We start from the raw sequence: 17,115 nt of genomic DNA, 5'->3' as shown, positions 1-17,115 counted from the left end.
TGTACGGGCGCCCGGCCCGCGCCGCCGCGCGCCGGACAGCGGCACCGTGCCGAGCGAGGAAGGAATCCCATCCCCCACCGCGACCGAAGGAGGCCGCAGATGAACGCCCCCGCGTACCCCGGCGCCACCCGGCGCCGGCCCACCGGACGAGGTGCCGGCACGAGGCTGCTCGGCATCTACCTCAACGACCACCTCGCCGGCGCGACCGCCGGTACCGATCGGGCCGCCCGCCTGGCGCGTACCGCCCGCGGGTCCGCGCTCGGCCGCGCGATCGAGCCCGTGGCGGCCGAGATCGCCGAGGACCGGTCCGCGCTGCTGGACATCATGCGGGACCTCGGCGTCCCCGTTCGCCGGTACAAGGTGTGCGCGGGCTGGGCGGCCGAGAAACTGGGACGGCTGAAGCCCAACGGGCACCTGGTGCGTCCCTCACCGCTCGGCACCGTCCTGGACCTGGAGGCCCTGCGGCTGGGGATCGAGGGGAAGACGGCCTGCTGGCAGATGCTGCGTCGGCTCGGTGCGACCGGCGAACGCCTGGACCCGGCCCGGCTCGACACCCTGCTCGAACGAGCCCGGCGGCAACAGGAAACGATCGAGGAGTGGCGCGTCCGCCAGGCCCAGGAGGCACTGGCCACCACGACGGGCTGAGCCCTCGCGTCAGGGAAGTCATCATCCGTCCGGGTCCCTGTCAGGTCGACGCGATGAACTCGATCTGAAGGTTCTCCAGGGCTTCGCGCACCGCGACCGCCGCCCAGCTCCCTTGCGCCAGTCGCGCCAGCCGCCGCGCCACGGCCCGCTGGTCGGCCCCGGGGAAGGCCGACTCGTGCAGTCCGGCGCCGTGCACCACCGCCAGCAGCGCCGACTGCCGCTCGTCCGGGTCCGCCCCGTCCAGCACCACCCGCGACAGCCCGGCACGCAACGCGGCTTCCGGCGCGCCGTCCGCTTCCGGGTAGCGGGTCACGGAGAACACGCCCCAGCGCTTCTTCCTCTCCTCCCGTACCAGCCCCTTGTCCAGCAGGCCGCGCCGCGCGTCGGCGACCGCCGTCCGGGCCAGCCGCGACACCCATGCGTACGGCTCGGCCGGCTTCTCGCGCGCGGCGATCGTCTCCAGAGCGGTGTCGAGCGCGGGCACGCCCATCGGGGACCGGTCCTGGACGGCGACGTCGCCGTCCACGATCCCGATCCTGCCGGCCAGCGCCAGCTCCGCGAGCGTGGCCGCCGCCACCGCGTGGTCGGCCCGGGTCCGCTCCTGGACGACACCGGTCTCGTCGTCCAGCGTCAACAGCATGATCTCTTCACCGAGTGTCGTCTTCATCGGCAACGGCCTTCCTGGTCGTGGTGGGGTGCGCTTGCCGGTCGTGCGGGCGCCGGAAGGGCGCTGCCGCGCGGGAGCGTGCCGGCGGCCTCGGCGGCGGCCAGGCCGGGTGCGCGGTCGTCCTTCGGCGACAGCAGGTAGGAGTAGCCCTCCGGCCAGCTGATGCCGATCTCCGGGTCGAACGGGTGGATGCCGTGCTCCCGCTCCGGCGCGTAGGTGCTGGAGCAGAGGTACATCATGGTGGCGTCGTCGGTGAGCGCCAGGAAGGCATGACCGAGCCCTTCGGCGGCGAAGACCGCCGTGTGGTGCTCATCGTCCAGGCGGAGCGCTTCCCAGCGGCGGTACGTCGGTGAATCGGTGCGCAGGTCCACGATCACGTCCCACACCGCTCCACGGACACAGCTCACGTACTTGGCCTGGCCGGGCGGCACGCTCGCGTAGTGGATGCCGCGCAGGGTGCCGCGCCGGGACACGGAGCAGTTCGCCTGCGCGACGGCGAAGGAACGGCCGGTGACCGCCGTGAACTCCTCGCCGCGGAACCACTCGTGGAAGGAACCGCGGGAGTCGCGGTGGACCTCGGGCCGGACGGCGTAGGCGCCGTCGATGCTCAGTGGCCGCAGCATGCGCTCACCTCCGTACGGCAGAACGCGGCCAGTGCCTCGGCCCACGGCCGTACGGGCAGGACGCCGAGCTCGCGCCACCGGTCGTGGCCGAGCACGGACCAGGCCGGACGTGGTGCCGGCCGGCCGAGCGACGCCGTGGTGACGGGCTCGACGCGATCGGGGTCGGCGCCGGCCAGCCGGAAGACCTCCCGCGCCAGCCCGTACCACGTGGTGCTGCCGAGGCAGGTGGCGTGGAAGACACCGGTGGTCCGTGCCGGGGGAGCGTCCGCCAGCGCGAGCAGGGCGCACAGCACGTCGGTGGCCGACGTGGGCTGGCCGTACTGGTCGTGCGCGACGCGTACGGTGCCCTGCCCGGCCGCGTGGCGCAGCATGGTCCGCACGAAGCTGCTCCCGTGCCGCCCGTAGAGCCACGCGGTGCGCACGACGGTGCTCCGGTGGGGCAGTTCCTCGAGCACCGCCCGCTCGCCGGCGTGCTTGGAGCGGCCATAGGCGTTGACGGGAGCGGGAGGGTGGTCCTCGGGGAAAGGGCGGGGCGGGTGCCCGGCGGCCGGTGAGAACACGGCGTCGGTGGACAGGTGGAAGAGGCGTGAGCGCGTGGCGCGGCAGGCCCGGGCGAGGTACCGGGGCGCCTCGGCGTTGATCCGCAGCGCTTCGGCCTCGTGCCGCTCGGCGTCGTCCACCCTCGTCCAGGCGGCGCAGTTGACCGTGATGTCGGGCGCCCAGTCGGAGAGGTACCGGGCGACGGCGGCCCCGTCGGTGACGTCGAGCCGGCCGCGGGAGGGGGCCGCCACTATGTGGCCGCGTCCGCGCAGCGCGTCGCACAGTTCCCGCCCCAACCGGCCGGACGCCCCGATGACGAGCCATCGTTCGGGCGCGCTCATGCCGGGCTCCGCCGGCCGGCGGGGGTCAGCGGCTCCCACCAGGCGCGGTTGTCGCGGTACCAGGCGACGGTCGCGGCCAGACCGTCGGCGAAGCGGTGGCGTGGGGACCAGCCCAGCTCTCCGCGGATCTTGCGGCTGTCCACGGAGTAGCGCCGGTCGTGGCCCTTGCGGTCCGTGACGTACGCGATCCGGTCCCGGGACGCGGCGGTCGCCGCCAGCAGCATCTCGGTGAGCTGGAGGTTGCTCAGTTCGTCGCCGGCCCCGATGTTGTAGACCTCGCCGGGGCGGCCGTGTTCCAGGACCCGCAGCAGGGCGGCGCAGTGGTCCTCGACGTGCAGCCAGTCCCGTATGTGCCGGCCGTCGCCGTAGAGAGGGACGGTGCCGCCTTGGAGCAGCCGTGTGGTGAACAACGGGATGATCTTCTCGGGGTGCTGGTACGGGCCGTAGTTGTTGGAACAGCGGGTCACCCGGACATCGATGCCGTGGGTGTGGTGGTAGGCGAGGACGAGCAGGTCGGCCGCGGCCTTGGAGGCCGCGTACGGGGAGCGCGGGGCCAGCGGTTGCCCTTCCGGCCAGGAGCCCTCGGCGATCGAGCCGTACACCTCGTCGGTGGAGACGTGCAGCAGCGTCCTGGGCGTGTGTGCGGTGGTGTGCTCCACCAGGGCGTCCAGGATCGTCCGGGTGCCCTGGACGTTCGTGGACACGAAGTCGGCGGCGCGGGTGAGGGAGTGGTCGACGTGCGACTCGGCGGCGAAGTGGACCACGGCGTCGTGCCCGGCGACGAGCGCCGACATCAGGTCGCGGTCGCGGACGTCCCCGTGCACGAAGGAGTACCGGGGATCGTCGGCGACGGCGGCGAGGTTGGCCGGGTTCCCCGCGTAGGTGAGCGCGTCCACGACGGTGACGGCGGTGGTGCGTCCGCCGTGCGGTCCGAGGAGCAGACGCACGAAGTGGGAACCGATGAAGCCGGCTCCTCCGGTGACGAGCATTCTCATGGCGGTACCCGGTCGGTCAGGAGGCGATCTGGACGTTGCTGTGGTCCCCGAGGACGAGGCGGTGGGCGCGTGGCACCTTCCCGGCCCGCCGCACCCGGGCGTCGCGGCCGATGAGCGAGGCCTCGATGCGTCCCACCCCGTCGATGACGGACCGGTTCAGCACGATGGAGAACTCCAGTTCGCTGCCGGTGATCCGGCAGTCGTCCGCCACCGAGGTGGAGGGGCCAATGTAGGAGTCGGCCACCACGGTGTTCGCCCCGATGACGGCGGGGCCGACGATCCGGGAACGGACGACGCTGGCTCCGCGTTCGATACGAACCCTGCCGACGAGTTCGCTGCTGGAGTCGACCGACCCGAGGACCTCCGGCGCGAGGGTCTCCAGGATCGTCCGGTTGACTTCGAGGGTGTCGGCCACGTTCCCGGTGTCCTTCCAGTAACCGGTCACGACGGTGGGCCGGACGGTGTGGCCGTGGTCGACGAGCCACTGGACGGCGTCGGTGATCTCCAGCTCACCGCGCGCCGAGACCGGTACGGAGCGGACGGCCTCGTGCACGGCGGGGGAGAAGAGGTACACACCGACGAGCGCCAGGTCGCTGCGGGGATGCTCGGGCTTCTCCGTCAGCCGGACGACCTGTCCGTCGGGTGACAGTTCGACGACCCCGAACTGCCGTGGGTCCGCCACCTTGGTCAGCAGGATGCCGGCGGCCGGCCGCTCGCGGCGGAACCGGGCCACGACATCGGTGATGCCAGAGATAAGGATGTTGTCGCCGAGGTACATCACGAAGTCGTCGTCGGCGAGGAAGTCCCGGGAGACGAGCACCGCGTGCGCCAGGCCGCGCGGCCGGTCCTGTGCGATGTAGGTGACGCGTGCGCCGAAGCGTGAGCCGTCGCCGACGGCGGCGCGGATCTCCCGCTCGGTGTCGCCCACGACCACACCCAGCTCGGTGATGCCGGCGGCGACCAGGGCCTCGATCGCGTAGAAGAGGATCGGTTTGTTGGCCACGGGCACCAGCTGCTTGGCAGCGGTGTGCGTGATGGGACGCATGCGACTGCCGGTACCCCCGGCGAGGATGAGCGCTTTCATCAGGATCCTTAACGGCTCGTGGCGAAGCCGCGGCGCCGGGACGCCCGTGCCCCCTGCCCGCGAGCGGCCGACGGGCGCGCCACGCTCCGCGGGCACGCCGTGCGTCCGGCCGAGGGGGCGCCGGGCGAACGTCCCTGAGCTGCCCCCTAGTTGGACCGATCCTGTACGGCCCCGCCCGGATCTGCAACCCCCTTGTGGTCTGTGAGGCGCACTGGGCCCAGTGTGACGTACGCCACGTGCATGGCGCTTGAAAGTAATTCAACGCCTTGTTTAACTGCGAGTAACAGCAAGGCAAGGTCAAGGTAAAGCGACGGGAGCGACCAGCTCGTCGTGGGGGCTCGGGGGGTTGACTTGTCACGGGGATCGATGCTGCACACACCCACATCCGGAGGAATGCGTTCCGGATTGTCCGCGTCCATGTGTGTGCCCTCGGCATATGGTTTCACCCGTCCGGGTCTCGCAATAGCTGCGTGAGGAACTGACCGCAGCGTAGTCACACGTTACTGTTCGCCGGATACGCACAAGCGGGTCCGGTGTGCTTGCGCCGGCGTCCCGGCGATTCCTGAGTGATATCCGAGGTCTGCCCGCTATTCATGGCGGTGTGCCGCGCGTGTCCTGGCCCATGCGGTGAAGCGCTCTCATCGGAAGGTGCAATGAGGCTGTGCAGAACAAGAAGATAGTTCCCGTCGACCTGGACTCCTTTCCCGAGGTCGACGCACTTCTCCAAGAACTCGGACTAGGCCCCTTCGTGCGGGAAACGGTCACCTCACCGGTGGGCCGGAACAACGCCTGGGCAGGCGTCACCGAACACGGCGACGAAGTCTTCGTCAAAAGACTGAGCGGCGGTGAGAAGGACGTCGCCTCGCGCATGCGCCGGACGCTCGCTTTCGAGTCCTACGCGTCCGCTGTGGGGCTGAACGGCGTCCGCCGGCCGGCTCTCCTGGGCAGCGACACCGAACAGCGGCTTCTCGTCTTCGAGCGCATCGTGGACGCGCGCACCGGGGCCGAACTCATGGTGGACGAGGAGTTCTCCCGGGAGCAGGCGCGCGAGGTGGGACGCACGATCGGGTGTCTGCACGGCACGCCACCCCATGACGTCCAGGCGCTGGACGGCGCGCCTCCGCCCTTTCCGCCGCTGCCCTACCTGCGCGGACTGCCCATGTCGACGTATCTGCAAGCCAGTGCGGGCGAGCTGGAGGCATGGCGGCTGATCCAGGGCGACACGGTGCTGATCGAGGCGCTGGAACGGCTGGGGGAGGCGGAGCGGGCCGCGCCGCGCGTCCCCTCGCACTGCGACTTCCGGGTCGACCAGCTGCTCATCAGGTCGGGGGACCTGTACGTCGCGGACTGGGAGGAATTCCGCCTGGCCGACCCGGCGCGCGACGTCGGCGCCTTCGCCGGCGAGTGGATTTTCCGTTCCGTGCTCGACCTGGTGACCAACCGGGGCGAGGACGTGTTCGCCGACGTGGAATACACGCACGAGCTGATTCTGCAGCGCGGAGCCGAAAAAATGAAAAGGCTCCTTCCTCTGGTGCGGGAATTCTGGTTGGGCTACATTGGAGCCCGCGAAGAGGTCGACGAAGGCCTGGCCGTTCGGGCAACCGCTTTCGCCGGTTGGCATCTGCTGGACCGGCTCATCGCCGGCGCCGTATCCGCAACCCGGCTCTCCGGAATTCAGAGAGCAGCGGCCGGAGTGGGGCGCACCGCGGTGATATCTCCTGAGAAATTCTCGCTGACTCTCGGTTTTGGGGACGTGGCATGACCGCAGACATGGGTGCGCTGAGCACCTCGCTGGCGCCGGCGATAAGTGACGTCGTGCGGGCGATCCACGTGGCGGCGGACCGTCTCACCGCACGGGTCCGGGACCGGGACATAGTGGCCGACACACCCCGTGAAATGCGGCGGCTGCTGTCCGAGAGCATTTACGACGTTTTCCATGCGGGACAGCCCGACGGACATGTACCGTCGCGACTGCGGGACCGCAAATTGGAGGCACAGTTCGCGGAAGTCGTTCCGCACCGCGACATCACGGTCCGGGCCCGGGTACTGTCCGAACCGGTCCGTGACGCCGATGGCGCCGTGCACCAGCTGGTGCGGCGGGACGGAGTGCGTTTCTGGGCGCCCCAGAGCGCGCTGCGCGCCGAGGGCGCGGGGCCCGGGGACACCGTCGACCTCGTCGTGCCGTCGGTGCGGCCCGCGCTCTCTCCCGGGTTCTTCCTCGTCGACGGCTCCCGGCAACGCACCGGCGGACCGGCCGTCCTGCGCGTCTACCTCCACGTCCGCGAGGTGCGACAGGCCGTCACCGTATGGCAGGAGACACTGTCCTACCTGGAGCGGGAGGGAGTCGGCTACCGCGCCAAGGTGCTGTCCGCCGCCGAGCTCTATCCCCGCCGCGACGCGGTCGTCGTCTACCTCGACGGCGACCAGGAGCACGTGGCCCGCGCAATCGCCCGTACCGTCGGGCACCTGCCGGGCATCGAACCCGCGGTCTCCTCCTTCACCGAGCGGCTGTGCCCCGGCGTGGCCACCGCCTGGGAACCCACCGACACCCACGCGGGCCGGCAGGGGCTGAGCTTCGGACAGCACCGCGCCACCGTCCTGGCGGCGGCCCTGGTCGAAGCCGCCACCGACCCCGACCACACCGAGCAGGTCGTCGTACGCCACTTCACCGAGGCGGCCATCGACCCCGCCAACCCCGCGCGCAACCACCCTTCCTGAGCTTCTTACTGGGAGCGTCCGGTGGCGCTTCCAGTACTGAGTTCAGTCATCCGAGAGAGGAACACCATGAACAACACCGACAGCATCATGGAGCTCGTCGCCGGCTACGAGACCTACATGGACGCGAGCGAGCTCGACGTCAACGCGGTCACCGACGCCCCCGCCACCACCTGGTACTGCGTCTCCGCCGGCGTCAGCTTCGTCACGGCGGCCACCTACGAGGCCACCTGCTGAACCTCCCGCCCACCGCGCCGGTACCCCGGTGCCCGGCGCACCCCCCGGCGCGTTCCGGCGCCGGTGGTCCACCACTCCCAAGGAGAGAACATGGAAAAGGTCGACTCCATCATGGAGCTGCTGTCCGGCTACGAGACGTACAGCACCGTCGAGGAAATCAACCTGTCCGCCGCGTCGGACGCCCCGGCCACCACGCTGGTCTGCGCGGCCACCGCCGGCGCCAGCTGGCTGACCGGCCAGGCGGTTTCCAAGACGTACGACGAGGGCTGCTGATCTGACCCGTCCCAGGTGAGCCGTGCGTGTGCCGGTCCCGCTATGACCGGCACACGCACGTCCTGATCCCGAGGGCCCCCGGCGGGGGCCCTCGGGCAGCTCTCCGCAGCGTGCCCGATTATCCCAGACTCCCAGAAGGCGTGAACCGGCGATGGCGGACCCTCAGCCCTACCAGCAACTGTTGTCCCTGGCGGACCTCCTGACCCCGTCCGCCATCCGTGCCGCGGCCACGTTGCGGGTCGCGGACCACCTGGCGGCCGGCGCGACGACGGCACGCGAGGTCGCCGAACGCGCCCAGGCCAGGCCGGACCTCACGGAGGCCCTGCTGCGCCAGCTCGCGCGGACCGGTCTGCTGACGGAGACCGGCGGCACGCCGGACGGCGAGCGGCGGTTCGCCCTCACCCCGCTCGGCGAGCCGCTCCGCTCGGACCACCCCTCCGGCGCCCGGGAAGCACTGCGCAACGACAGCATGATGGGCGGCAGCGCCCTGTCCCTGCTCCGCCTCGACCACACCGTCCGCACCGGAGAGCCGGCCCTGGCCGCGGAGTCCGGCGGCAGCTACTGGGAGAAGGTCAACGGCGATGCGCGGTACGCCGAGGAGTGGGCCGCGCAGGCCCGCGCCGTCGACGAGAACGCGGGCGGACCGCTCCACTGGGACGCCGACAACATCGTCACCGCCTACGACTGGAGCGGCGTCCGGCGGGTGGTCGACGTGGGCGGGCACCTGGGCGTCATCCTGATGGCGCTGCTGCGCAAGCACCCGCACCTGCACGGCACGCTGGTGGACCTGAAGAACGTCGCCGAGCAGGCGGCCGCGCGTTTCGCGCACAGCGACGTGGCGGACCGGGCCACGGCCGTGGTGGGCAGCTTCTTCGATCCGCTGCCCGAAGGCGCGGACGTCTACCTGATCTCCGCGATCCTGGCCGACTGGTCCGACGACGACGCCGTGCGCATCCTCCGGGGCTGCGCGGCGGCGGCCGGCGGCCACGGCAGGATCCTCCTGGCGGAGGTGGCCATGCCGACCGGGGACCCCGCGGTCGAACTGCGCCTGCGGTCGATGATGCCCGCCCCGTCCCGCTCGGTCGCCGAACTGGAGGCCCTCGCCGCCCGGGCCGGCCTGGAGGTCACCTGGCGCGGACCGGCCACCGCCGCGCGCACCCTGCTGGAACTCACCCCGCCGCGGACCGCCGGCCGAGCCGGAGAGGTACCCGCCCGTGGCTGAACGCGCGCGCAAGGCGGGCGAGTTCTCGATCCTCCGGGAACTCGTCGCGGGCCGCAAGGCCACCCTGGCCCTCATCGGCGTGCTCGCGCTGCTGTCGACCGCGAGCTCCCTGGCCCTGCCGTGGATCGTCGGAAAACTCATCGCCACGCTGAGCGGCGGCGGGATGAACCGGTGGACCTGGCTGCTGGTCGGCATCGGCATCGCCTCCGCCGCGGCCAACGCCGCGGCCACCTTCCTGCTGTCCCGGCTCGGTCAGCAGATGATCTGTTCGCTGCGCGTGCGGACGATGCGCCATGTCCTGGGCATGCGGATGGCCGAGATCCGCCGGGAGGGCAGCGGCAGCCTGGTGTCCCGGATCACCGCGGACACCGCCCGGATCAAGAAGCTGATCGACGTCGGCCCGGTGCAGTTGCCGATGGCCGCCCTCACCACCCTCGGCACCCTGGTGATCATGGGGTTCGTCGACTGGGTGCTGCTCCTGGTCACCGTCGGGGCCTTCCTCGTCGCCGCCGCCCTGATCGTCCTGGTGGTCAAGGCGCTGCGGCGCAGCTACACGGCCGTGCAGGAGGCGACGGGCACGCTGGCGCAGCGGTTCGCCGCCACCGTCGACGCGGTGAAGGTGATCAAGGCGTACCAGGCGGAGGAGCAGGTCGCCGCCGGCCTGGCCGAGCAGGCCCACGGTGTCGCGCGGCGGGAGATCGCCGCGGCCAGGGTCGAGGCGCTGATGATGCCTGCGCTCAACCTCGGCCAGCAGATCGCCATGGTCGCGGTGATCACGGGCGGCGGCGCGCGGATGCTGGACGGCCGGCTGTCCCTCGCGGACTTCGTGGCGTTCCTGCTGTACCTGCTCCAGCTGACCGGCCCGCTGATGATGGCGTCCTCGGGCGTGACGGCGGTGAAGATGGGCCTGGTGGCCCAGGACCGGTTCACCGGGCTGTTCGCCAAGGAGCAGGAGGACGCGAAGGGCGGCGAGACCGCCGCGGCCCCCGCCGCCGGGGCGCCGGCCGTGCGGTTCGACCGGGTCGACTTCGCCTACGGGTCCCAACCGGTGCTGCGCAAGGCCGACTTCCGTGTCCCCGCCGAAGGCCTGACGGCCCTGGTCGGGCTCTCCGGCTCGGGCAAGACCACGGCGCTGGAACTGATCCAGCGCTTCGTCGAGGCGGACGCGGGCCGGGTCAGTGTCTTCGGCACCGATGTGGCGCGCTGGGACCTGACGCGGCTGCGGGCCCGGATGGCCTACCTCGACCAGTCGTCGACCCTCGTGCAGGACTCCGTGCGGGCCAATCTGACGCTCGGCCGGAACGCGGACGACGTGACCGACGAGGAACTGATGCGGGCCCTGGACAAGGTGGGCCTCGCCGACGTCGTGCGGGACACGCCCGACGGGCTGGACACCGTGCTGGCGGGGGACACCGATCTCTCCGGCGGCCAGCGCCAGCGGCTGGGCATCGCACGGGCGATGCTGACCGAGGCGCCGCTGATCCTGCTGGACGAGCCGTCCTCGCAACTCGACAGCCTCAACGAACAGAAACTGCGGGACCTCGTGGACGACCTCGCCCGGGACCGTGCCGTTCTCGTGGTGGCCCACCGGATCTCGACGATCCAGCACGCCGACCACGTCATCGTCTTCGAAGGAGGAGAAGTGGTCGGACAGGGGACCCACAAGGCGCTTCTGCGGGAGTGTCCGCAGTACGCGCAACTGGTCCGGGGCCAGGCACTGATCGGTGAGGCGGTGCCGGCATGACCGACCACTCCTTCCTCGTGCCCTTCGTGCCGATCCGCCCGGAGCAGCTGCTGCCGTTCGCGGCGCTGGCGCAGTGGAGCGGGACGCACCGCATGTGGCAGGGACAGACGGTCAGCAGCGACCCCCTGCAGACGTTCACCTACGCCGCGGCCAGCGGCTTCCGCACCCCGGTCGGTACGTCGGTCTCCCTCATGCCCTTCTGCCATCCGCTGGAGGCGGCACTCCGGGTACGGAGCCTCGCCGCGGGGACGGGACATTCCGTCGTCGCCGGGTTCGGGCCGGGCGCCACCGTGCTCCAGCGCAGCCTCCTCGGCAGCGCGTACCGCAGCCAGCTGGGCGCCGTCCGCGACTACGTCACCATCGTCCGCGCCCTGCTGGAGGAAGGGCAGGTCCAGTACGAGGGTGAGTTCTACTCGTGCCGGGGACAGATGCCCCGGCTGCCGCTGCCGCCCATCGAGGTCGGCCTCGGCGTCCTGCGTCCGGGCATGGCGGAACTGGCCGGCGAGATCGCCGACGTCGCGATCACCTGGCTGACCCCCGTGGACTACCTGCGCAGCACGGTGATCCCCGCCCTGCGCAAGGGCGCCGAGAAGGCCGGGCGCCCGGTCCCGCGCCTGGTGGCGCTGGTCCCCGTCGCGCTGCACGCCCCCGACCGGGACGTCACCCGGCTCGCCCTCGCCAGCAACTCGGGCCACATGCGGCTCCCGCACTACATCGACATGCTCAGCCGCTCCGGCATCGCGGTGGACATGCAAAACTCCCCGGAGGCCAGCGCCAAGGCGCTGGTGGCGGGCGGCGCCTTCCTCTACGGCGACGAGCAGGAACTCAAGGCCCGGCTGGCGGAGTACGCGGACGCCGGCGTCGACGAGATCGTGCTCAACCTCACCGGTGTGGCGGGGACGCACGGCAACCACATCGCGCTGCGCGAGACCGAGATCCTGCTGAAAGCGGTGGGCTCGTGACCGCGCCGGCGTCTTCCCAGGCTTCCGGCGTGCTGGACGTACCGCCGCTCGGCGTCTCCCGGCTGCTGCTGGTCATCACCGGCTCCGCCGCGGCCTCCGGCATGCCGCAGTGGCTCACCTGGATCCGCGCGGCGTACCCGGAGCTGCGTCTGAAGGTCGTCATGAGTCCGAGCGCCCGGCGCTTCGTCACCCCGCTCTCCCTGGCTCTGCGACTGGACGAGGAGGTCGCGGTGGACGACTGGGAGGAGTGCGACCGGGCACGTCACATCGAGCACGCCGAGTGGGCCGAGGCCGCTCTGGTGTACCCGGCGACGTTCCACTTCACGGCGCGGCTGGCGCTGGGACTCGCCGACAGCCCCGCACTGCTGACCCTGCAGTGCACCGACGCGCCGGTCGCGGTCGCCCCCTCGCTGCCGCCCGGCGGGCTCGACAGCCCGGCGTTCCGGTCGCACTGGGCGGCACTCGCCGCTCGCCCCCAGGTGGTCCTCGTCCCCCCGGTGCAAGGGCACAGCCTGACCACGGGGCGCGAGGACAGCTGGGTGCCGCCGCCCCTGCCGGACGCCCTGCGCCGTCTGGAGGAGCGCCGGGCCGCACTGGCCGCGGCACCCCCGGACAGCGGCCCCGCCTCGCTGCTCGCGGACGGAGACCGCTCATGAGCGCCACCGCGGGCACCGCCGCCGGGGAGACCGGCTCCCGGCAGCTCCGGGACTTCGGTACCGCCCTGCTGCACACCGTGGTGTCCCGCTCCCCGGACGGCGGTTACACCTGGCGCCGGGAGAACGGGCCGGAGGCCCCAACCCCGTTCGTCCCGGCGGACGGCGGGCTGCACCGCCTCATCGCCGGGCTGGAACCGCGTACGACGGTGCGCTGGTCGGTCGGCGCCCCCGACGGGGCCGCGCGGCTCTACCGCGTCCGCGGACCGGAGTCGCTCGCCGGCCGCCTGCTGCGCGAGGGCCCGGACCAGGACACGGCCGCGACGGTGCGCGGTCTCGGCCAGGCCCTGCGGGAACTGCACGACACGGCCGTACCGGCGGGCACCGGCGCGGGAGAAGGGCCGCGCGGGCTGCGGCGGCTCACGGACTGGCTGGACGGCCGTGCGCCGAACCCACGGGCGGCGTACGCGGAGTCCCTGCTGCGGCCGGCGCTGGGCGGGGAGCGCCTCGCCGTGCTGCGCGGGCTGGCGGAACGGATGCGCGGCGGCGACGGCGCCGACGTACGGCTCTGCCACGGTGCCGCCGCCCTGGGCTCGCTGGTGCCGGCGGAATCCGGCACCGGTCCCCGCGGGGCGGCGGACATGCTGATCGGTGAGGACGTGTGCCTGGCGCCCTGGCAGTTCGACGTCGGCTGGACGCTCGGCGAGCTGGTGGAGCTGAAGTGGTACCGCAACGACCGGCACCCGGCGTGGTCCGGGATGGCCGAGGCGCTGTTCGAGGGTTACGGACGCGACCTGGCGGACGCCTGGCAGCGGCACGCGGCGCTGCGCGTCCTGCTCCACCTGCACGACTACACCGCTTACGTGGGCTGGGACCGGGCGGCGTTCGACAGGTACACGGGCTTCGTGAAGTTCCTGCTGGATCTGTGACTTCGGAGAACACGGCACACATGCATCCCGGAATCCACCACCCCGCCGGGGGCGGCGAACCGCCCGCCGCCGTGCGACGACGCACGCTCGGCAACGGGCTGCGCGTCGTCCTCGCACCCTTCTGGCCGGGCCCCCGCGCCGCGGTGGGCGTGCACTACGGGGTCGGCTTCCGGTCCGAACTCCCCGGGCAGGAAGGCCTTGCCCACCTGTTCGAGCACCTGATGTTCCGCGGCAGCGAAAGCCTGCCGGACGGCGGGTTCTTCGACGGCATCCATCCGCTGGCCGGCACCGCCAACGGCACCACGCACCAGGACTACACCGACTACGTCCAGGTCCTGCCCGCCGCGGCGCTGGAGCAGGCGCTCTTCCGGGAGGCGGACCGGATGCGCGCCCCCCTGTTCACCGAGACCCAGCTCGCGGCCCAACTGAGCGGTGTGGCCCGGGAGATCGCGCACGTGCGCGACGACCGGCCGTACGGCGGGTGCCCCTGGCCGCTCCTGCCGCGGGTGCTGTTCCGCGACTTCGCCCACGCCCACGACGGGTACGGCGACATCGAACGGCTGCGCCGGACCACCGTGGCGGACTGCGCCGCGTTCTTCGACGCGCACTACACCCCCGCCAACGCCGTACTGACCGTGGTGGGGCCCTTCGCCCCGGAGGACGTCTGGCCGCTGGTCGAGCGGCACTTCGGCGACATCCCGGGCCGCCGCCCGCTGTCCCCGCCGCCCGCGCACGAGCCGCCGCCGTCCGAGGACACCTGGCTGACCTGCCGGGAGCCGGGGGTGGAGAGGACCGCCGTCGCCCTGGGGCACCGGCTGCCGGATCCGGTCACCGCCCTTCCGGACTATCTGGCCCACATGGTCCTCGCGCGCCTCCTCGGCCGCCCGGACGGCGGCGGCACCGACGGCCTCCCCGCGCCGGTCAGCGCCGGCTGCGGATTCTTCGGCCCGTTGGACACACGGGGGCCCGACGCGCTCGTCGTCACCGCACTGCTGCCGCCCGGCCTCCCGCCCACCGGCTTCCGGCAGGCGCTGGCCGACTGGGGGGCCCGGCACAGTACGCCGGGGGCCGTCGCGGAGCGGGCGGTCCGTGCCGCTGCCTTCCTGGGGGCACAGCACCGGCGCACCCACGCCGGCCTCCAGGAGCGGTGCCGGGCGCTGGGCCGCCTCGAACTCCTGTACGGCCGGGCCGAGTTGGTCGACGAGGTACCCGAACTGCTGGAGGGCACCGGCCCCGAGGCCGTCGCCGCGGCGGCGGCCGGGCTGGCCGGTGCGCCTGCGGGCGTGCTGGTGCTGGAGCCCGGCCGGGAGCGGACCCGCCCCGCCGCTCCCGCGCCGGCCCCCGCGCCGCTTGTGCCGACGGCCGGACGAAGCGCCGCGGAGCTGGGGCGCAGCCCGCTGGGCCCGCGCCCGCTGCCGCCTCTGGCGAAGCAGCCGGAGGCGGCACTCGACAGGGCCCACGAGACCCGGCTCGCCAACGGACTGCGGGTGGTCGCCGTCCCCGACGCCCGCTCCCGGACGGTGGAGCTGCGGCTGCGCATCCCGCTGGGCGGCGTCGGCTGGAGCCGGCCGCGCGAGGTGGCCCGGCTGCTGCGGACGGTGGAGCACGTCACGGGGACCGGCGCCGCTGCCGCCCGGCTGGGCGGCGAACTGCGTCTGACCACCGACGGGCAGTGGGCCGACGTCGGCGGCTGGGCACCGGCGGACGCCCGGACGGAACTGTTCGGCGCCGTGGCCCGGCTCCTCGACGCGGACCGCCTCGCCGGCACCGCCGTGACCGGCCACCGCTCGCCGGGCCTGCCATCGGAGCGGCACATGGACGAGGTGCTGCGGCTGCACTGGCTCCGCGGCCGCGTGGCGGACCCCGCGGCGGAGAGCCAGGCGGCCCTGCACCGCGCTGTGTTCGCACCGCGCGGCGCACTCCTGGTCGTGGTCGGTGACGCCGATCCGGAACGGCTGGCCGAGGAGGTGGGCGCCGCGATGGGTGCGTGGACCGCCCCGGGGGCGGCCGTACCGGCGCCGCCCGGGGACGCCCCCGCAGCCGTGCTCGTCGTCGGCTCCGGCGGGGCCCGGCGGCCGTCGGACGGCGGGACGGCGCACGTGACGCTCTCGTGCCCGGAAAAGGCCGGGGGGTCACTGGATCCCGCGCGCTACCTCGCGACGGCACTGTTCGGCGGGCACCCGGATTCGCGGCTCGCACGATGGTGCCGGGAGTCCGGAAATCCCGCACACCACATGTACGCGGGCCGGGACACGGTCGCCGACCGGGCGCGCTCCCTGGTTCGGCTGTCGGTGCCCCGCACCTCCATGGCGCCCGCGGTCGCCGGGGTACGGGCGCAGATGCGCCGTCTTGCCACGGAACCACCCGCGCCGCCGGAGGTGGCGGCGGTCGCCCGGTACTGTGCCGCGCAGCTGCTGTCCGCCTTCGACTCGCCGGCGATGCTGGCCGACGCGCTGCGGCACACCCTCGCCGCCGGGCGGGACCTGGACTGGGTGGTGCGCCGGCCGCGTCTGCTGCGGGCCGTCGACGGCGAGGCGGTGACGGTCGCCGCGCACGCCCTCTACCTGGCGTCCGAGGTGACCGCCGTAGCTCTGACGGAAGGCGAACCCGCGGGCACGGAAGGGGAGTTGAGGGCCGCCCTGAAGGGCGAACGTACGACTCCGCCCCTTGCCATGGTGGAAAGTCACCCCTAGACTTTCCATCATGGAAAGAGAGGAGAACGCCGTGGAATCCGTGAATCCGCGTGACGCCCGGGAAGCTTTGGACCGGGCGGCCGGCGCCCGCGAAAGGAGCGCACGGGCCGCCGTCCATCCGGGCTGGTACTACCCCGCCATGGGCTGCTGCCTGCTGATCGCCTTCGCCTCCGTCAGCGCCGACCTGATGGTCTGGGGGGTGCCCTTCGGCATCGGCATCGGCCCCGCGCTGATCGCGCTCATCGCCTCGGGCGCGTCGGGCGCGACACCCGACCGCTCCTACGCCACCCCCGCCACCCGCCGGATCAGCTACCTCTTCGCCCTGCTGGTGGTGGTACTGGCCGCGATCGGCCTGGTGCTGGAGTGGGTCGCCGACATGCGGTGGTCCGCCGCCGCGTGCGGGCTGCTGGCGCTGGCCCTCACGGTGACCCTCGGCCGCCGGCTGGACCGGACCCGGGCGGACGAGCTGGGAGGAGGCGGGGTGCGGCCATGAGTGCCGCGGCCTTCGACGAGATCATCCACCCGTACAACCGGCTGCAGATCTGCGCGATGCTCAGCCCCGTCGACTCCCTCGCCTTCTCCACCGTGCGCGACGCCGTCGGGCTCAGCGACTCCGCGCTCAGCAAGCAGGTGAAGGCCCTCCAGGAAGCCGGGTACGTCACGCTCCGCAAGGAGCCGCTCAACTCCCGGGTCAGAGCCTGGATCGCCCTCACCCCGAAGGGCCGCAAGGCACTGGCCGGCCACCTGGCGCAGCTGCGCCTCATCGCCGACGCGGCACAAACGCCGGAGTGA

General features: G+C 72.6%; 18 protein-coding genes. 13 read left to right on the top strand and 5 right to left on the bottom strand.

Annotated elements, in window-relative coordinates:
- The first annotated feature begins 99 nt into the window (after nucleotides 1–99).
- Nucleotides 100–645 (top strand): hypothetical protein, encoded by a 546-nt coding sequence (locus IH25_RS0104745; RefSeq protein WP_030603329.1) that lies wholly within the window; start codon nucleotides 100–102, stop codon nucleotides 643–645.
- Nucleotides 646–685: 40 nt separating this feature from the next.
- Here IH25_RS0104745 and IH25_RS0104740 read toward each other — a convergent pair whose 3' ends face one another.
- The 5 genes from IH25_RS0104740 to IH25_RS0104720 are packed head-to-tail and all read right to left on the bottom strand — an operon-like array spanning nucleotide 686 to nucleotide 4,895.
- Nucleotides 686–1,312 carry a GOLPH3/VPS74 family protein gene (locus IH25_RS0104740; RefSeq protein ID WP_030603326.1) on the bottom strand — a complete coding sequence of 209 codons (627 nt, stop codon included), beginning with the start codon at nucleotides 1,310–1,312 and terminating at the stop codon, nucleotides 686–688.
- A complete protein-coding gene (locus IH25_RS0104735) occupies nucleotides 1,309–1,932 on the bottom strand; it encodes a dTDP-4-dehydrorhamnose 3,5-epimerase family protein (RefSeq protein WP_078844138.1) in 624 nt (207 codons plus the stop codon). The genes IH25_RS0104740 and IH25_RS0104735 overlap by 4 nt, the downstream gene beginning before the upstream one ends.
- Nucleotides 1,920–2,816: a dTDP-4-dehydrorhamnose reductase gene (rfbD, locus tag IH25_RS0104730; protein ID WP_051753783.1), complete on the bottom strand. Its 897-nt coding sequence runs from the start codon at nucleotides 2,814–2,816 to the stop codon at nucleotides 1,920–1,922. The genes IH25_RS0104735 and rfbD overlap by 13 nt, the downstream gene beginning before the upstream one ends.
- Nucleotides 2,813–3,811: a dTDP-glucose 4,6-dehydratase gene (gene rfbB / locus IH25_RS0104725; RefSeq protein WP_030603319.1), complete on the bottom strand. Its 999-nt coding sequence runs from the start codon at nucleotides 3,809–3,811 to the stop codon at nucleotides 2,813–2,815. The genes rfbD and rfbB overlap by 4 nt, the downstream gene beginning before the upstream one ends.
- A 16-nt stretch (nucleotides 3,812–3,827) precedes the next feature.
- A complete protein-coding gene (locus IH25_RS0104720; protein ID WP_030603317.1) occupies nucleotides 3,828–4,895 on the bottom strand; it encodes a glucose-1-phosphate thymidylyltransferase in 1,068 nt (355 codons plus the stop codon).
- A gap of 661 nt (nucleotides 4,896–5,556) precedes the next feature.
- Between IH25_RS0104720 and lxmK the strand changes: the two genes are divergently transcribed.
- The 12 genes from lxmK (at nucleotide 5,557) to IH25_RS0104660 (ending at nucleotide 17,115) form a co-directional block, all read left to right on the top strand.
- Complete coding sequence (lxmK, locus tag IH25_RS0104715) at nucleotides 5,557–6,657, top strand: class V lanthionine synthetase subunit LxmK (RefSeq protein WP_063755133.1); 1,101 nt, start codon at nucleotides 5,557–5,559, stop codon at nucleotides 6,655–6,657.
- Complete coding sequence (locus IH25_RS0104710) at nucleotides 6,654–7,613, top strand: T3SS effector HopA1 family protein (protein WP_157846946.1); 960 nt, start codon at nucleotides 6,654–6,656, stop codon at nucleotides 7,611–7,613. Before lxmK ends, IH25_RS0104710 begins: the two co-directional genes overlap by 4 nt.
- Before the next feature lie 66 nt (nucleotides 7,614–7,679).
- Entirely contained in the window at nucleotides 7,680–7,847 is a 168-nt protein-coding gene (locus IH25_RS41515; protein WP_167346010.1) for an LxmA leader domain family RiPP, read from the top strand.
- A 90-nt stretch (nucleotides 7,848–7,937) separates the two neighbouring features.
- Nucleotides 7,938–8,120: an LxmA leader domain family RiPP gene (locus IH25_RS37385; protein ID WP_037654341.1), complete on the top strand. Its 183-nt coding sequence runs from the start codon at nucleotides 7,938–7,940 to the stop codon at nucleotides 8,118–8,120.
- Between the two features lie 151 nt (nucleotides 8,121–8,271).
- Nucleotides 8,272–9,342: a methyltransferase gene (locus IH25_RS0104695; RefSeq protein WP_051753780.1), complete on the top strand. Its 1,071-nt coding sequence runs from the start codon at nucleotides 8,272–8,274 to the stop codon at nucleotides 9,340–9,342.
- On the top strand, nucleotides 9,335–11,086 hold the full coding sequence (locus IH25_RS0104690; RefSeq protein ID WP_030603308.1) for an ABC transporter ATP-binding protein: 1,752 nt from the start codon (nucleotides 9,335–9,337) through the stop codon (nucleotides 11,084–11,086). The genes IH25_RS0104695 and IH25_RS0104690 overlap by 8 nt, the downstream gene beginning before the upstream one ends.
- Nucleotides 11,083–12,048, top strand: a complete 966-nt coding sequence (locus tag IH25_RS0104685) for an LLM class flavin-dependent oxidoreductase (RefSeq protein ID WP_030603306.1) — start codon at nucleotides 11,083–11,085, stop codon at nucleotides 12,046–12,048. Before IH25_RS0104690 ends, IH25_RS0104685 begins: the two co-directional genes overlap by 4 nt.
- A 29-nt stretch (nucleotides 12,049–12,077) precedes the next feature.
- Nucleotides 12,078–12,704 carry a flavoprotein gene (locus tag IH25_RS0104680; protein WP_051753793.1) on the top strand — a complete coding sequence of 209 codons (627 nt, stop codon included), beginning with the start codon at nucleotides 12,078–12,080 and terminating at the stop codon, nucleotides 12,702–12,704.
- On the top strand, nucleotides 12,701–13,630 hold the full coding sequence (locus tag IH25_RS38490; protein ID WP_030603300.1) for a hypothetical protein: 930 nt from the start codon (nucleotides 12,701–12,703) through the stop codon (nucleotides 13,628–13,630). The genes IH25_RS0104680 and IH25_RS38490 overlap by 4 nt, the downstream gene beginning before the upstream one ends.
- A 20-nt stretch (nucleotides 13,631–13,650) precedes the next feature.
- Nucleotides 13,651–16,323, top strand: a complete 2,673-nt coding sequence (locus IH25_RS38485; RefSeq protein WP_051753779.1) for a M16 family metallopeptidase — start codon at nucleotides 13,651–13,653, stop codon at nucleotides 16,321–16,323.
- Between the two features lie 10 nt (nucleotides 16,324–16,333).
- Nucleotides 16,334–16,816, top strand: a complete 483-nt coding sequence (locus IH25_RS0104665; RefSeq protein ID WP_157846945.1) for a hypothetical protein — start codon at nucleotides 16,334–16,336, stop codon at nucleotides 16,814–16,816.
- Nucleotides 16,813–17,115, top strand: a complete 303-nt coding sequence (locus tag IH25_RS0104660) for a transcriptional regulator (RefSeq protein WP_030603292.1) — start codon at nucleotides 16,813–16,815, stop codon at nucleotides 17,113–17,115. The genes IH25_RS0104665 and IH25_RS0104660 overlap by 4 nt, the downstream gene beginning before the upstream one ends.

Origin of the sequence: Streptomyces achromogenes subsp. achromogenes (genome assembly GCF_000720835.1) — a bacterium.
In the GTDB taxonomy this organism is placed as follows: Bacteria; Actinomycetota; Actinomycetes; order Streptomycetales; family Streptomycetaceae; genus Streptomyces; species Streptomyces achromogenes.
The sequence above is the reverse complement of the archived record's forward strand: the minus strand, read 5'-3'. Positions and strand labels throughout refer to the sequence as shown.

Excerpts from the sequence above, each read along its gene's own strand:
- IH25_RS41515 (WP_167346010.1), top strand. The coding sequence starts at position 7,680 with ATGAACAACACCGACAGCATCATGGAGCTCGTCGCCGGCTACGAGACC.
- IH25_RS0104740 (WP_030603326.1), bottom strand. The coding sequence starts at position 1,312 with ATGAAGACGACACTCGGTGAAGAGATCATGCTGTTGACGCTGGACGAC.
- IH25_RS0104665 (WP_157846945.1), top strand. The coding sequence starts at position 16,334 with ATGGAAAGAGAGGAGAACGCCGTGGAATCCGTGAATCCGCGTGACGCC.
- IH25_RS0104660 (WP_030603292.1), top strand. The coding sequence starts at position 16,813 with ATGAGTGCCGCGGCCTTCGACGAGATCATCCACCCGTACAACCGGCTG.
- IH25_RS0104695 (WP_051753780.1), top strand. The coding sequence starts at position 8,272 with ATGGCGGACCCTCAGCCCTACCAGCAACTGTTGTCCCTGGCGGACCTC.
- IH25_RS37385 (WP_037654341.1), top strand. The coding sequence starts at position 7,938 with ATGGAAAAGGTCGACTCCATCATGGAGCTGCTGTCCGGCTACGAGACG.
- IH25_RS38490 (WP_030603300.1), top strand. The coding sequence starts at position 12,701 with ATGAGCGCCACCGCGGGCACCGCCGCCGGGGAGACCGGCTCCCGGCAG.
- rfbB (WP_030603319.1), bottom strand. The coding sequence starts at position 3,811 with ATGAGAATGCTCGTCACCGGAGGAGCCGGCTTCATCGGTTCCCACTTC.
- rfbD (WP_051753783.1), bottom strand. The coding sequence starts at position 2,816 with ATGAGCGCGCCCGAACGATGGCTCGTCATCGGGGCGTCCGGCCGGTTG.
- IH25_RS0104745 (WP_030603329.1), top strand. The coding sequence starts at position 100 with ATGAACGCCCCCGCGTACCCCGGCGCCACCCGGCGCCGGCCCACCGGA.
- IH25_RS0104710 (WP_157846946.1), top strand. The coding sequence starts at position 6,654 with ATGACCGCAGACATGGGTGCGCTGAGCACCTCGCTGGCGCCGGCGATA.
- IH25_RS38485 (WP_051753779.1), top strand. The coding sequence starts at position 13,651 with ATGCATCCCGGAATCCACCACCCCGCCGGGGGCGGCGAACCGCCCGCC.
- IH25_RS0104685 (WP_030603306.1), top strand. The coding sequence starts at position 11,083 with ATGACCGACCACTCCTTCCTCGTGCCCTTCGTGCCGATCCGCCCGGAG.
- IH25_RS0104720 (WP_030603317.1), bottom strand. The coding sequence starts at position 4,895 with ATGAAAGCGCTCATCCTCGCCGGGGGTACCGGCAGTCGCATGCGTCCC.